Source organism: Paenibacillus sp. B46(2026), from assembly GCF_056786355.1.
Window position 1 is genome coordinate 3,791,530 of sequence record NZ_CM165907.1, and the last position, 14,272, is coordinate 3,805,801.

Below are 14,272 nucleotides of genomic sequence, written 5' to 3' on the forward strand. Positions count from 1 at the left end.
GTTTTGGGAGCATGTCTATTCCTTTATTTGCGAAAAAAACAAAGAAAGAGTCCTGAAGTTCAGGACTCTTTCAGTGCAAGCTTATATCCCGTTCGGATATACCATGACCTTCAGGCTGCCGCTCTTATTGTGTAATGCACGTTCCATCGCCTGTTGTGTCTCTTCCAGTGAATAACGATCCGTAATCAGAGACATCACGTCATGTTGACCAGAGCTCAGGAATTCAATCCCTGCCGGATACGTGTTGGCATAACGGAATATACCGTAGATATCAACTTCATTGTCTGCGATAAACGGAACATTGAGGGCAATCTCGTCCTGTGCAGGCAGGCCCACAATAGCAAGTTTGCCTCCACGTCGAAGTGAATACAGAGCCGTTTGCAACGCCTTCGGATTCCCGGCAGTTTCCCATGCGGTATCCACACCGACACCACGGGTTAACTCACGAATCACGGCCAGCGCATCTTCATTTCGCACGTTAATGGTATGGGTGGCACCCATACGACGAGCCGCTTCCAACCGTACTTCCTCCAAGTCTGTAACAATGATTTGATCTACGCCAAATGATTTTGCAGCCGCAACAGCCATCAGTCCAACAGGCCCCATCCCCATAATCGCAAGCGTCGTACCCGGAGCCAGCTTGCTCCGGCGAGCCGCGTGAATCCCAACGGAGAATGGCTCGTTCATGGCCGTTTCCTCATAGGACAGATGGTCGGGAATCGGGAACACCATATCTTCACGCATCGTCATGTATTGTACAAATGCCCCGTCCACCGGAGGGGTCGCCAGAAACTGTACATCCGGACACAGGTTATATCGTCCTCCCTTGCATGCTGTGCAACGTCCACAGGTGACCCCAGGCTCAATGGCAACTCGATCTCCTATTTTCAGACGGGATACATTCTCGCCAACTGCAGCAATCATCCCCGCACACTCATGTCCCAATATGATCGGTTTCTCCACCACGAACCTTCCGATGCGCCCATGTTCAAAATAATGCACATCCGATCCGCACACGCCTACGGCCATCACCTGAATAAGCACCTCATCCGCAGCCGGTTGGGGAACAGCTTGTTCCTCAATAATGATGTGTCCTGGCTCTGTCATGACAGCCGCCTTCATGGTCTTGGGCAGTTGATGTTGTCCCATACGCATTCTCCTCCTCAGGTATGTCCATGCTGTCTATTTTACATCAAAGAAAACAAGGTATGTTCTTTCTTCACATCACCAATCAATAGATTGTTCGTCCCTGTTCATCCGCAATGCCGCTCTTGCGGTAGAAGTACGTATTGATCATATCCCGCCATTCCTTCGCATGTTCGGCCTGATTGTCCTGTAATGAAGCAACTTTGCTGAAGATAACGGGGTCCACTTTTCCCTCCAGCTGTCTCCATGTCTCGGCTAACGCCTCTGCCTGCGCAGCACCTTCAAAGTGTGTATCATAAATATGCTGAATGACTGTCTTACCCGAGTGCAGAACATGGGTGTACGGCACGTGATGGAAAAACAAGATCAACTCATCCGGACAGGTGTCCAAGGACTCATAACGATCCGCATTCTCAGGGTGATACTGTGAGGTATACCCTGTGCCGCTCTTCACGGTTCGATCTACACCAATACCATGACAATCGGCAAAGTGATACGTTCCCCATTTGGAATACTCATACCCATCTACATTCGGCCCATAATGATGCTCCGGATTAACCATCCACCCCACACCAAGAGGCGCCGTATAATTTTCATAGATACCTAGGGAAGTCAAAAGCATGCCCGTAACCTGCCGCACGACTTCGTCCTCATGTCCAAATGTCAATCTGACCCACTCATCGGCAATCTCTTCCGCCGACAGCTCCGGATTCCATGCAAGTCTGCCGTATCCGTACAGATTCGCCTGTGCGAGTGGATGTCCTGTCCAACAGGCATCTGCGCCAATATTGGATACTGCTGCAAAGCCACTATAAGGTCGGTTGTACAGAGAACCATTCGCGATTCGTTTGATCTCTGAGCCTTTTCCTTTGGCGTACGTGTCAAAGTCCAGCACTTCTTTCCACTGGGGAACCAGATAACACAGATGGCGCTGCTGCCCGGTATACTCCTGGGTAATCTGGAACTCAATCACCTGATTCGTATTCTCCATGGCGCCGAACAGCGGGGATACCGCTTCTCTTACCTGAAAATCCATCGGTCCGTTCTTGATCTGTAAAATGACATTGTCGGCAAAACGTCCATCCAGTGGCGTAAAGTGGTCATAGGCTGCCCGTGCACGGTCTGTGGAGCGATCCCGCCAGTCCTGCTTGCAGTTATAGACAAAGCAACGCCAAATCACCAAGCCGCCAAAGGGCCGAAGGGCTTCAGCCAGCATGTTCGCACCATCGGCATGATCACGGTTATACGTGAAGGGTCCCGGACGATTCTCGGAGTCTGCCTTGATCAGGTAACCGTCAAAATCCGGAATAGCTGCGTACACCTTGGCCGTTTGAATGTTCCACCATTCCCGTACCTGCGCGTCCAGCGGATCTGCCGTATGCAATCCACCAATCTCGATTGGACTTGCGTAGTTGGCGCTCAGGAACAGTCGAATGCCATAGGCTCTGAATTCAGCGGCAACCTTCGCCACATCACCCAAGTAACGCTCTGTCAGGAACAGGCTCTCACGCCGATGGACGTTAACGTTGTTGATCGATATGGCATTGATGCCCGTGGAAGCGAGTAAACGTGCGTAATCCCGGATGCGTTCCAAGTCCAACGTGAATTCGCCGTTATCATAGAAAATGGAGTCTCCTGCGTAACCACGCTCAATACTACCGTCCACGTTATCCCACTGATTAATCATCCGTAGCGCATTGGTTGGCTGCTCGGTAATTAAGCTCCACTTGCCCACAGCTTCATCCGCTTCGATTGCACTTTCCTGATCCAGTGTCATCTCGCGAAGCAGATGAAATGCACCATATAGCACACCCTGGGGGGTCTCTGATCCAATGACAAGTACCCCTTCTGCCTCGTCCTTGCGAATGATATACCCTTCCCCTTGCACTGCAGAACGCTCGGTCTCGCTAAATGCCTCCGCCACAGAATCACTCCCAGCCCAAGTGCCGATCCGTATTGCAGGAGCATGTTCGTTCCGCTCACTAGCCTGAGAAGCAGTCAGCTGACTAACCATCGGTTTCACGCCATATAACTTCTCCAATCCCTGTGAAAGTTCGGTCAGAGCTGTCGTAATGATCTGATGATTCTCTTCGGCCAAAATCAACCTGCTCCAGAGCGGAGCCGTCTTCTTGGCAAACCCATTCGCTCCTGACAAGGTGGAGTGGTATCCCAGCCATGCATCGTATTGTGGACCTGACAGACCAGATCGAACGACGGATTGGCTCATTGTACCGCCTCCTTACTTGCATAGATCTGCGCAAGACGATTGCCTTTGCCTTCGAGCAACCACAGGATGGACGTTACACCACGTGGATAGTACTTGCTGCCAACCGCTACACCAGACAGGATCTGGTCACTCCAGCACCAGTAGGATTCCTCCGGATGCAGCAGCCAGTTGACGTGAGCGGCGTCTGCTGCCTTCCCTGTCTCATCCCATTCCACACCCAGCAGTTCTCTGGTGATAAATTGGGACAGATAGATTTTGCTCAGCCACGAGTTATTGCTTGTTGAGGACAGTTTCCAACCTCCATCTTCGAACAGACAAGTTCCGGGTACAAGAACCGTCTTCAGATGGGTTTGCAGTGCTTTCAGATAAGGTCCAAAGCGACCATTGACATCCAGTGCTGCTTCACAGCCTGTAAAGTACGGGAACACCAAACCTTCAATCGCCGGAATGATTCTAGAATCATTATTTTCCGCGATTACAGCCGGAATGTAGCCACCATCTGTCATCTGTGCAGCGATACTGGCAGCACAGCGATCTGCTTGACGCCCTGCTTGATGTGACAGATCAGCCAGCTTCTCAGCAGCGAACAGCTTCTCCAATGCAACGTAGACCGCCCAGCATTTCCCGGCCAGATAGATGTTGTTACGAGACTGACCCAGTGATACATCCAGGCTATCGTAGGTTGTAATCTCTGCTCCACCCTGAGTGCGGCTGCTATCCAGACCCATCAGACCGTTACGTTGCTCTGCGTCGGGATGGTCCCGATTAAGCATACTTTCGAAGCAATCCTGAATAACAGGTAACATGTCTTTTACAAAAGCCTGATCTTGTGTCTGTTCAATGTATACTGTCGCGCAGCAGAGCCAGTTCACCAGTTCCTCGTGGCTCATCTGTGAGAAGCAGTCGTCAATGCCAACCAGCTCATATGCCGAGTGTCCAGGGCGTGAGAACACATTGGCAACACCAATATCATGGGTAAAGGTAATTCCGCCCGGATATAACTTTTCTTCCCCCGGGAAACGAACCTGATCCGTATAACTGTATCGTTTCACAAACCACTCCAGCTCATTACGCACCGTCCATGGATTCAAGGCAAGCTCGAAGTACAACTGATCAGCCGTCAGATCAAGTGTGTTCATCATCCGATACTCCCCTTCGTTCACCACCCAGAGTGGCTCACCATCGGCATCCAGCAGTTGAGTGCTGGCATAATAGCTGTGAATGGAATGAGCAAGCATGAATGATTGATCTTCGGTCAAAGCAGCCGTTCCAAGGCGCTGTTCAACCTCTCCACAGGAAGCGGTCAGCTCACTGAAACGTTGTAGTGCATACTCTCCCGCTGCCTGGATATCGGAGAAATAGCGCGTATACCAATACGTTGTGTCCATTCCGGTTGTCACAATGCCTCCGCGATAGAAACATACTGCGAATTGATACGTACGTTTCTCTCCAGCCGGCACCTCCATCAGTAGTGCAGCGGTTGAGCCAAGTCCAAATGCCAGATTCTCCCGATGTTTCTCCTGCAAGAGTTTCTCCAGCGTAAATCCGCGTGCGGGCCACAGTCCGTCATCTGCCGACATAATCGCTGTGAGTCGACCTTGTCCCACACCTGTGATGGAGCCGCCTTCCGGTCCCCCGATCAGACGCATCGCAGAGTACGGATCATTGCCCTGATAGCCAAAGTAGGCTTTGCGGGGTTGTTGACCTTGCGTGTTGTCAATCGTCATTTCTACCAATACGGCAGGTACGAGTGCGTCCATTAAGGCTTCACGATCTCCACTCGTTGGATCTGGTACGGGTCGTACAGGCGAATAGATACGGAACATCAGATCTCCCGCGGTCCACGTATCCGTTCCCGAGGTGAATTCGCGAGTAATCTCCTCATCACGAAAAGCAGAAATAAGAGGTTGTGGAGCTTTTGCCTGTGTCGTCGACGGAGCCGTGTCACCATTCTCCAACTTCTCTACATCATAGCGGCTGCTCTCATCCTCGGAAGCTTCATAAAAAGGAAGCGCCTGATAATTGTCGCCATCGCGAGATTGTAATCCAATATATACGTTCTGGTCTGCCGGCTTGCCGAGTTCCAGACCCAGTCCGCCCTTGGCGCCTTTATATCCAAGTGTAAAACTGGCAAAAGCACCAATCGGTGCGTGATGTGCATTATAAAAAATGGATTTGGATGTACTCATGAATCATAACCCCTCTCAGAATGGTATGCATACGTTCTCATTAGCCCCATCCTACCACGTGGTTTCACCCCAGGCCATGATCAAATCAATCGGATATTTACCCAAAACAAGCTGATAGACTATAATGAATTAAAGCGGTTACAAAAAACCATTCCATTTGATATAAGTGCTGTTCAAAATCACATTTTTTGAACAACCTCTATAAAGGGGGATCTTCCATGTCTTCAACGTACTTGCCTCCTACTTTGGGAGAAAGTGTCCATGAAGTTTTTTATCCAGATGTGCAAACAACGGTCAATCTGTTCGCCATTCATTTACGAAGTGTCGGTACGGACTGGGATTATCCGCCGCATGAGCACCCTCAATATGAATTGAATTATGTCACGGAAGGCGAGCAACGCATGATGGTGAACGGTACCCTGTATATTCAAAAGGCTGGCGAACTGCTCCTGATTCCTCCGGGAAGCATTCATTCGAGCCAGAGCCATAACGGCAAGGGATTCACGTATTTTTGCATGCATTTTGACATTGATGATCAGTTGTTCCTATCGTTGCTGGCGCGCATCAAACAAGTGCGATTCAGTGCGGATAGTCCGGTTACACAGCAGATTGAGCCGGTTTTACGCAAATTGATGTCATCTGCGGATGATGAAACAGCAAATACGATGGTACAGCGTATGCAGCTGCAATCTGCGGTATTTGAACTATTTGGCCATCTGTGGGAGGCGGTCTCGCAAGAGGCAGCGCAATGGTTTACCGACGGACACGAGAAGATCGAACTGGCCCATCAGATTCGCAATCGATTGCAAGGCCTGATGAGTCAACAATTCAAACAGGGACATGAATCCGACAGCCATTATGGCATTGATGATATTGCAGCAGAATTGGGCATCAGTTCTTCTCACTGTAATCGCGTCTTCAAACAGGTATTTGGTCAGTCTCCTCGCGCGGTGTTATCCCAGTTGGTTCTGCATGAAGCAAAGATTCTTCTAGGTAACCCGAAGCTGTCCGTTCAGAATATTGCGGTCATGCTTGGGTACAAGGATATTGCCCACTTCAGTCGTCAATTCAAGCGCTGGTCCGGCATGTCGCCATCCCGTTACCGACAGGAACAGCCTGCTCCGGAATGAAATCCAGTAGCAGGCTGTTCCCCTTTCTTATTTTTTCAGTAAAGCAAATTTTACTTCAATAAACGTTTAATTAACTTCAGCTTGTTATCATACGGTGGATACAGAATCGGCAGATTCACTTTGGTGCTTTTCTTCAGTACACTTTTGAGATGCGAGAAAGTTTCGAAGCTGTACTGCCCATGATACGAGCCAACACCGGAATGACCAACACCGCCAAACGGCAGACGCGGATTCGCTACATGGGTGATGGTATCGTTAATGCAGCCGCCGCCAAATGAAACTTCACGCAGTACTTTATCCTGAATCTGGGTGTCGGAAGTAAACAGGTACAAGGCGAGCGGTTTCGGCCGCTTTATGATTTCTACAATAGCTTCATCGAGGTTACGGTAGCTAATGATCGGCAGAATCGGTCCAAAAATCTCATCTTCCATCGTCGCTGCATCCCAGGACTTCGCATCAATCAACGTAGGTTCAATAAAGCGATCTTCCTCATCCGAAGCTCCCCCATATATCACTTTCGCCTGATCCCGTTCAATCAAAGTCGTCAGACGTTTAAAATGTCCCTTGTTCACGATTCGCCCATAGTCCTTGTTGTACTGGATATCCGAACCAAAGAAGGACACGATCGCTGCCTTCATCTCCGTAATTAACTGTTCCTTCACGCGCTCATGCACGAGCAAATAATCGGGTGCAATACAGGTCTGTCCTGTATTGAGCAGTTTGCCCCATATGATGCGCTCCGCAGCTACTTTGATATCCGCCTGTTCATCGACGATGACCGGACTCTTGCCTCCCAGTTCCAACGTAACGGGAACGAGATTTTTGGCGGCTGCCTCCATCACAATCTTGCCAACCGGTACACTGCCAGTAAAAAAGATATAGTCAAACGGCGCGTTAATCAGCGCTGTCGTTGTGTCTTTGGCACCGTCAAGTACCTGAACGTATGCCGGTTCGAATACTGTCGCAATCATTTCACGTACTACAGCAGACACCGCAGGTGTATTCTCTGATGCTTTGAGCACGGCTGTGTTACCTGCCGCAATAGCACCTACCAATGGTTCGATTAAGAGTTGAAATGGATAATTGAACGGTCCGATGATCAGTACTGACCCATAGGGCTCAGGTATAATATAACTTTTGGAACCCAGAAGTGCCATTTGCGTTTTGACTTTAACGGGTTTCACCCATTTCTTCACTTTACGAATGGTGTGTGTGATGCTGTCCATCATGAATCCGATCTCGGTCGTGTAGGATTCGAACTCACTTTTCCCCAAATCCTGATAGAGGGCTTCCGTCAGCCTGGTCTCGTACTTTTGAATCGCTTGCTTCAGCTGGGTCAGACGGGCAATTCGGGCTTCTGCCGATCGTGTGGCCCCCGTACGAAAGAATTGTCGTTGCTGCTCCAAAATCTGTTCAACTTCCTGACTGGTTACTTCCTGGATAGTCGTTATCATACTATACATACTCCTCCACTTATTATTGATCAAGCGTTTAAACTTACGAACCTATAAGGCACATGCAAAAGCATGTTTTATCACCATTAATCTACAGACACTCTTCTTCCAAAGCAGCTACCAGTTCCTTCAGCAGTTCCACCGATGCATTTAATGAAGCCGAATAATAGCGCTGTGTGCCTTTCTGTTCCACAGATATGAGCCCCTTCTCTAACAACAGCTTGAGATGATGAGATATGGCTGGCCGGGATAGGCTGGATTGTTCGGTAATTTCATTTACCGTCATTCTGCCCTTTTCGCTGAGTGTCAGCAAAATGGCTTGACGATGGTTGTCACTTAATACTTGAAATAACGGGATACAGGTTTGGAAAACGCTGATCGCTTTTTGTCCCATGATGTTCACCTCTATACTATTCTTCATATATTGTTCTCTGTCTGATGTCTGTTAGTTTAAACATTCGAACCTAATGATTGAATTGTACTCTCTACTCCCTAGAACTGCAAGTGAATCATTAAACAAATTCAATATAATGTTGATAAAGCGCTTCCACACTACCATACAAGTATGGTAGTATATCAATGAAGGAGTTGAAGTTGTGGAATATACCCCCAAGTTATCATCCAAAGCCGGTTTGTCGCCTGCTGCGAACAGTCTGTCTTCCATGAACAAGCAGTCTTACTCAGCCCGGGATGCGGTGTACGTCACGCTTAAAAAGCTGATTTTGAGTCTGAAGCTGCCTCCGGGAACAGCTATTTCAGAGAAAGAAATTTCGCTGGAGTTCCAGGTCAGCCGGACACCCGTTCGAGAAAGTTTCGTGCGACTTGCCCAGGAAGGTCTGCTCGAAGTGTATCCACAGCGTGGCACATACGTCTCTCTGATCCAGGTCGATCTCGTTGAGGAAGCACGATTCATGCGTGAACAGCTCGAACGTGCCGTAATCAGGCTCGCCTGCAAGCATTTTCCGGATCAACAGATGATTGCACTTGAACAGAACCTAGCTCGACAACAGGAATGTAAGATCAAACCGGATGATGAACGAATGTTCCAATTGGATGAGGAATTCCATAGCACTCTTTTTGCAGGCTGCAATAAAAGCAACACCTGGACTGTAATTCAGCAGATGAATGTGCATTTGAATCGAAGCCGTATGCTTCGGCTGTCCTCGGATCATCAGTGGGATCATCTGATTGAACAGCACAGGTCCATGGTTCAGGCCATTCAGCAGCATGATGCCGACACAGCAGAGCGACTGATGCAGGAACACTTGCATTTAACTGTCACCGATTTGGCTGTCCTGCAGGATACATATCCTTCCTATTTTCAATGACTGAATTTTTCTTCCTACTATTCATGATGAGGTGAACGTGATGAGAATGGTTTTTCGCTGGTTCGGCGAAGGCAATGATACGGTAACGCTGGATCACATCCGGCAGATTCCGGGTGTTGAAGGTATTGTGTGGGCACTGCACGATGTTCCTGCTGGCGAGGAATGGCCCATGGACAAAATACTCGCTGTCAAAACAGCAGCGGACAAGGCCGGGTTACATCTGGATGTCGTTGAGAGTGTGAACATCCATGAGGATATCAAGTTGGGCCTGCCATCAAGGGATAAATACATTGCGAACTATATTAAAACAATGGAGAAACTGGCTCAAGTTGGTGTGAAGGTCATCTGTTACAACTTTATGCCGATCTTCGACTGGCTTCGCACGGATATGCACAAGGAAATGGAGGATGGCTCGACCGCCCTCTTCTATGAGCACAGTAAAATCGCAGATATAGAACCCCTGGAACTGGTTCGACGCATTACCGAAAACTCCGCACTCACCATGCCAGGTTGGGAACCGGAACGATTGCAATATTTAACAGGTCTGTTCGAAGCCTACAAGGATGTGACCGAGGATCATATGTGGGAGCACGCCCGTTATTTCCTGCAAGAAATTATTCCTGCAGCGGAGCGACTGGGGATTCGAATGGCCATCCATCCGGATGACCCGCCGTGGCCAATCTTCGGATTACCAAAGATTATTACGAGCCAGGAGAATGTTCGCAAATACCTGAATCTCTATGATAGTCCTTATAATAGCGTGACGCTGTGCAGTGGCTCTCTGGGAGCGAATGCTGACAATGATATTATCGGGATGATTCACGAGTTCAAGGACCGGATTCCATTTGCCCATATTCGTAATGTCAAAATCTACGATAACGGTGACTTTATTGAAACGTCACACCGCAGTCAAGATGGAAGCGTCGATATTGCGGGGGTTGTTGAGGCTTATCACGATATCGGTTATGAAGGTTATGCAAGACCCGACCACGGACGTCATCTCTGGGGGGAACAGTGCCGGCCTGGTTACGGACTCTATGACCGGGCTTTGGGGATCATGTATCTCTGGGGCGTCTGGGATTCCCTGCAAAGGAGGGCAAAAGCATGAGTGAACGTCAACATGAACGCTCATCTCGTCTCGAAGGCAGAACGGCTGTAATCACCGGAGGTGCTGGAGTATTATGCCGCTCCATGGCGGAAGAGCTCGCTCGGCACGGTGCCAGTGTAGCCATCCTGAACCGCACCGTGTCCAAGGGTCAGGAAGTTGTCGCTGCGATTGAAGCTGCCGGTGGCAGAGCGATTGCTATCGCCTGTGATGTAACCCAAGCCGATAGCGTGCAAGCGGCAGCAGATGCAGTGCTGGATCAGCTCGGACCCTGCGATATCCTGATTAACGGCGCCGGTGGCAATAACGCCAGTGCCAATACTACGAATGAAATATTCAGATTGGAAGATCTGGAAAAGAGCGATGTCACTACATTTTTCGATGTAAGCGTAGAGGGATTTCGTCAGGTGATGGATCTGAATTTTGTCGGTTCCCTTATTCCTACTCAGATCTTTGCAAGACATATGATTGAACGTGATGTTCCGGCAACTGTCATCAACATTTCTTCCATGAGCGCCCCGTCCCCCATGACCAAAGTTCCTGCGTACAGCGCTGCCAAGGCAGCGATTAACAACTTCACGCAGTGGCTCGCTGTGCATCTGGCTGAATCCGGTATTCGTGTCAACGCTATTGCACCCGGGTTCTTCCTGACCGAGCAAAACCGTAATCTATTGCTGCAACCAGACGGCTCTCCCACGGAACGTTCGAGTAAAATCATTGCGCATACACCCATGCGCCGCTTTGGCAAACCGGAGGATCTGCTGGGCACATTAATGTGGCTTGCGGATGAAAGACAATCCGGCTTCGTCACAGGTACAGTTATTCCGGTAGATGGCGGATTTATGGCGTATTCCGGTGTTTAAGGCTTCTTGGTCACACAAGTGAGCGAATACTGTATATATTGAGTTCTCCAGATCCGAAGTCCGTGATATGAAATGGACTTCGGATTTTTTGCGTTCAGAATAAGATCGAATATTGTAGGCAAAGATGGTAATGCTTGAACTACGACAGGCTACGAAGTTAAGGAAGTGATACATATATGATGGAAGAAACATGGGTTGTCACCGTTCGTTCGATTATCACTTTTATAACCTTGATCATCTATACAAGGGTGCTAGGCAAACAACAGATGGGTAACCTGACGTATTTTGATTACATTAACGGGATCACCATCGGTTCCATCGCAGGAACATTTGCGACAGAGTTATCCTCGAAGGCATGGATTCATTTTGTTGCCTTAACCATTTTCACAATAATCACGATCATCTTTCAGTTCGTTACAATGAAAAGTCGAACCCTCTCCAAATTGATGGATTCCGATCCTACCCTGGTGATTCAGGACGGCAAAATTCTGGAACAGAACCTGCATAAAATGCGTGTGAAATTTGACGAACTGACCGTCATGCTGCGCCAAAAGGATGTATTTGATATTACTACAATCAACTATGCTATCATGGAGCCCGATGGCAGTCTCTCCGTTGTGTTAAAACCTGAGAATCAGCCTGTTACAGCTAAAGATATGCATATGCATCCCCCAAAAAGCAAGCTGATGACCGAGTTGATCATTGATGGGGTTCTGATCAAACAGAATCTGGAGGAAAGAAACAAAGACATCCACTGGTTAACCGAACAGTTAAAAAAGCAAAAAGTAACGATTCAGGATATTGCATTTGCCGCCATTCTGCCCAATGACAAGTTGTATATCGATCGCTTCCAGGATCACTTTTCGGAAAAAACGGACATGGGCGATTATGAAGGGCCCTTTTAAATTTTCATATGGCAGGAGGTAGTTCTAATGAAAACACGTTTCTGGTTGCTGTATGTGACACCGATCCTTTTGCTTCTGCTCTTCATAGCCATAATGGTCAGCGGAACATTTCTCAAAAAGCCGTTTGGTACCCAAGATCGCTTGCTGGAATCGATACAAACGCTGGAAAAGCAGGTCGAGGCCAAACAGTGGAAGGCAGCCAAGTCCCAGGTTGATTATGCAATGAAAGCCTGGGATCAAATCGTCAACCGTGTTCAATTCAGTGTGGAACGTGAGATGATCTATGATATTCTGGGCATCCTCGCACGGATCAAGGGCAGCGTCGCAGCAGAGGATGACCAGGCGATCATGGAAGAAATTTATTACTTTTACGTCTTATGGGAAGACTTGGGGAAATAGAGTAAAAAGCACCTCCTTTGTCGAAAAAGGAAGTGCCTTTTGGTGTTTCTCTACGTTACGCTCTCCGTAATCCGCGCGACCGTGACGTGCTTTCTTTGCGGAAAAAGAGAGTTAGCGCTCCCTTCGCACACCACAAGGCAAACAGGGCGAACAGCGTACCCCAGAACAGAGCCGGAAGGAAGGTCTGTTGAGCGAGATTGGCCGCATCTCCTGCGCGTGAAGGCTGCGTCCAGGACATTAATCCAACGTATACAGCACTAACCACAGACTCTTCCAGCGTAAGAAAGGCGAGTAACAGATAATAGAACTTCAGGATTTTCGCGCCAAAAATCATAATGACAACGTTCAGAACGATGAACCCGGTCAGCCATAACATGCCGAACTCCCCTCTTACATATAACAGGAGTGACACCAGAGCTACAGCCGTCATGATCCCCAGTCCCCACATATGCAAGCCTTTGCGGTATAAGTAGAACAACAGCCAGGCAAACAGTGATGCACTGATATATCCCGCCAGAGAAACCAGGATCGATCTGCCTGGCGTCAGCATGGACGAATACGTTACACCGCTATGATCAGCGTACAATTCAATCCGCAGCACTTTACCGGACAATAACAGCGTCATCAATGCATGACCGAATTCGTGAATCATCGTATCCAGGTTACGGAACAAGGACGAGAATGGGATGAATCGTGTAAGAAAGACGGAGCCTAGCAGAAAAAGTATCGTTTTGACCCACTTATTCAATCGTGTCATACCTCCTTTACCTTCAAGTAAACAAGCCTATCCTTTATAGAGGTTGTTCAAAAAGTCCGCTTTTGATTACGAAGGATGCCTAATGGCATCATCAGCGTCGAATATGGCATTCAGCCGAAATGTCCGTTGCTCACGTAGTTTCCTACGCTCCGCTACTCCATTTCTAGCTTCATCCCATCTTCTCGGTACTGAAAACCGATCTTTTTGAACACGCACTTATACTACGCTTTTTTCACTCGATTCGTTTCGGCTTCCGAATTGCAAGGCGCAGTGCTCCATCCACCAGCAGAAGCTCCGATTGTGTCCAATGAAAAAAGAAGATAGATCATAGCGGCCCTTCTCAGCCTCTAGCGTAACGAGCAGTCGATTCCGCATCTGACTACGCGCGTAGTGCACGAATTGATCCGCAACTTCACTTTGCACAAGGGTAACATAAGCATAGAGGGAATGATCGACAGGTTCATCCAGCGGACTCACCCCTGCACATGAAAATTCCGTCTTTACTCCCGCATTCTGAAGTACAGACAATGCGTTCACGAGCTCGGCATCCACTTCAACGCCATTCCATATCTCCGTTTTCTTTGCGGATACTGTATGTTTGTCACGCTCCGTCCAATTCATCAGCTCCAGCTTGCGCCGTCTCCACAGATGGGCGGGCTGTTCACTTAGCAGCACTTCATGTTCCTCATTTAAACTCATCTACTGCTTCCTCCTGTTCTCCTCTATCCGGTCACCTTAAACGAAGCAGAGAGCACATCACTGTGCTCTC

The 14,272-nt window shown here is 48.6% G+C and carries 13 protein-coding genes; 6 read left to right on the forward strand and 7 right to left on the reverse strand.

Annotation, left to right across the window (positions count from 1 at the left end):
• Positions 1-81: 81 nt before the first annotated feature.
• The 3 genes from AC1S8V_RS16855 to AC1S8V_RS16865 all read right to left on the reverse strand — a co-directional run bounded on the left by AC1S8V_RS16855 (position 82) and on the right by AC1S8V_RS16865 (position 5,562).
• Positions 82-1,155 (reverse strand): NAD(P)-dependent alcohol dehydrogenase, encoded by a 1,074-nt coding sequence (locus AC1S8V_RS16855; protein WP_482070005.1) that lies wholly within the window; start codon positions 1,153-1,155, stop codon positions 82-84.
• A gap of 76 nt (positions 1,156-1,231) precedes the next feature.
• Positions 1,232-3,373, reverse strand: a complete 2,142-nt coding sequence (locus AC1S8V_RS16860) for an alpha-glucuronidase family glycosyl hydrolase (RefSeq protein WP_482070006.1) — start codon at positions 3,371-3,373, stop codon at positions 1,232-1,234.
• Complete coding sequence (locus tag AC1S8V_RS16865; protein WP_482070007.1) at positions 3,370-5,562, reverse strand: glycoside hydrolase family 52 protein; 2,193 nt, start codon at positions 5,560-5,562, stop codon at positions 3,370-3,372. The genes AC1S8V_RS16860 and AC1S8V_RS16865 overlap by 4 nt, the downstream gene beginning before the upstream one ends.
• 218 nt (positions 5,563-5,780) lie before the next feature.
• Between AC1S8V_RS16865 and AC1S8V_RS16870 the strand changes: the two genes are divergently transcribed.
• Positions 5,781-6,692, forward strand: coding sequence for a helix-turn-helix domain-containing protein (locus tag AC1S8V_RS16870; RefSeq protein ID WP_482070008.1), 912 nt, complete (start codon positions 5,781-5,783; stop codon positions 6,690-6,692).
• 50 nt (positions 6,693-6,742) lie between these two features.
• Here the strand turns inward: AC1S8V_RS16870 and AC1S8V_RS16875 are convergent, their stop codons facing one another.
• Positions 6,743-8,146, reverse strand: coding sequence for an aldehyde dehydrogenase (locus AC1S8V_RS16875; protein ID WP_482070009.1), 1,404 nt, complete (start codon positions 8,144-8,146; stop codon positions 6,743-6,745).
• A 91-nt stretch (positions 8,147-8,237) separates the two neighbouring features.
• Positions 8,238-8,540 carry an ArsR/SmtB family transcription factor gene (locus tag AC1S8V_RS16880; protein WP_458127267.1) on the reverse strand — a complete coding sequence of 101 codons (303 nt, stop codon included), beginning with the start codon at positions 8,538-8,540 and terminating at the stop codon, positions 8,238-8,240.
• Positions 8,541-8,808: 268 nt separating this feature from the next.
• Here AC1S8V_RS16880 and AC1S8V_RS16885 point away from each other — a divergent pair, with 268 nt between their 5' ends.
• The 5 genes from AC1S8V_RS16885 to AC1S8V_RS16905 all read left to right on the forward strand — a co-directional run bounded on the left by AC1S8V_RS16885 (position 8,809) and on the right by AC1S8V_RS16905 (position 12,746).
• On the forward strand, positions 8,809-9,474 hold the full coding sequence (locus AC1S8V_RS16885) for a GntR family transcriptional regulator (protein ID WP_482074509.1): 666 nt from the start codon (positions 8,809-8,811) through the stop codon (positions 9,472-9,474).
• 40 nt (positions 9,475-9,514) lie between these two features.
• The gene (gene uxuA / locus AC1S8V_RS16890; RefSeq protein WP_482070010.1) at positions 9,515-10,582 is read left to right on the forward strand and encodes a mannonate dehydratase; all 1,068 of its coding nucleotides are present in this window, start codon (positions 9,515-9,517) and stop codon (positions 10,580-10,582) included.
• On the forward strand, positions 10,579-11,442 hold the full coding sequence (locus tag AC1S8V_RS16895; RefSeq protein WP_482070011.1) for an SDR family oxidoreductase: 864 nt from the start codon (positions 10,579-10,581) through the stop codon (positions 11,440-11,442). The genes uxuA and AC1S8V_RS16895 overlap by 4 nt, the downstream gene beginning before the upstream one ends.
• A 176-nt stretch (positions 11,443-11,618) precedes the next feature.
• Complete coding sequence (locus AC1S8V_RS16900; RefSeq protein ID WP_482070012.1) at positions 11,619-12,347, forward strand: DUF421 domain-containing protein; 729 nt, start codon at positions 11,619-11,621, stop codon at positions 12,345-12,347.
• A gap of 27 nt (positions 12,348-12,374) precedes the next feature.
• Positions 12,375-12,746: a DUF4363 family protein gene (locus tag AC1S8V_RS16905; RefSeq protein WP_482070013.1), complete on the forward strand. Its 372-nt coding sequence runs from the start codon at positions 12,375-12,377 to the stop codon at positions 12,744-12,746.
• Positions 12,747-12,801: 55 nt separating this feature from the next.
• Here the strand turns inward: AC1S8V_RS16905 and AC1S8V_RS16910 are convergent, their stop codons facing one another.
• Positions 12,802-13,494, reverse strand: a complete 693-nt coding sequence (locus AC1S8V_RS16910; protein ID WP_482070014.1) for a M50 family metallopeptidase — start codon at positions 13,492-13,494, stop codon at positions 12,802-12,804.
• 225 nt (positions 13,495-13,719) lie between these two features.
• Positions 13,720-14,202 (reverse strand): hypothetical protein, encoded by a 483-nt coding sequence (locus AC1S8V_RS16915; RefSeq protein ID WP_482070015.1) that lies wholly within the window; start codon positions 14,200-14,202, stop codon positions 13,720-13,722.
• Positions 14,203-14,272 lie beyond the last annotated feature (70 nt).

Excerpts from the sequence above, each read along its gene's own strand:
- AC1S8V_RS16855 (WP_482070005.1), bottom strand. The coding sequence starts at position 1,155 with ATGCGTATGGGACAACATCAACTGCCCAAGACCATGAAGGCGGCTGTC.
- AC1S8V_RS16860 (WP_482070006.1), bottom strand. The coding sequence starts at position 3,373 with ATGAGCCAATCCGTCGTTCGATCTGGTCTGTCAGGTCCACAATACGAT.
- AC1S8V_RS16865 (WP_482070007.1), bottom strand. The coding sequence starts at position 5,562 with ATGAGTACATCCAAATCCATTTTTTATAATGCACATCACGCACCGATT.
- AC1S8V_RS16870 (WP_482070008.1), top strand. The coding sequence starts at position 5,781 with ATGTCTTCAACGTACTTGCCTCCTACTTTGGGAGAAAGTGTCCATGAA.
- AC1S8V_RS16875 (WP_482070009.1), bottom strand. The coding sequence starts at position 8,146 with ATGATAACGACTATCCAGGAAGTAACCAGTCAGGAAGTTGAACAGATT.
- AC1S8V_RS16880 (WP_458127267.1), bottom strand. The coding sequence starts at position 8,540 with ATGGGACAAAAAGCGATCAGCGTTTTCCAAACCTGTATCCCGTTATTT.
- AC1S8V_RS16885 (WP_482074509.1), top strand. The coding sequence starts at position 8,809 with ATGAACAAGCAGTCTTACTCAGCCCGGGATGCGGTGTACGTCACGCTT.
- uxuA (WP_482070010.1), top strand. The coding sequence starts at position 9,515 with ATGAGAATGGTTTTTCGCTGGTTCGGCGAAGGCAATGATACGGTAACG.
- AC1S8V_RS16895 (WP_482070011.1), top strand. The coding sequence starts at position 10,579 with ATGAGTGAACGTCAACATGAACGCTCATCTCGTCTCGAAGGCAGAACG.
- AC1S8V_RS16900 (WP_482070012.1), top strand. The coding sequence starts at position 11,619 with ATGATGGAAGAAACATGGGTTGTCACCGTTCGTTCGATTATCACTTTT.
- AC1S8V_RS16905 (WP_482070013.1), top strand. The coding sequence starts at position 12,375 with ATGAAAACACGTTTCTGGTTGCTGTATGTGACACCGATCCTTTTGCTT.
- AC1S8V_RS16915 (WP_482070015.1), bottom strand. The coding sequence starts at position 14,202 with ATGAGTTTAAATGAGGAACATGAAGTGCTGCTAAGTGAACAGCCCGCC.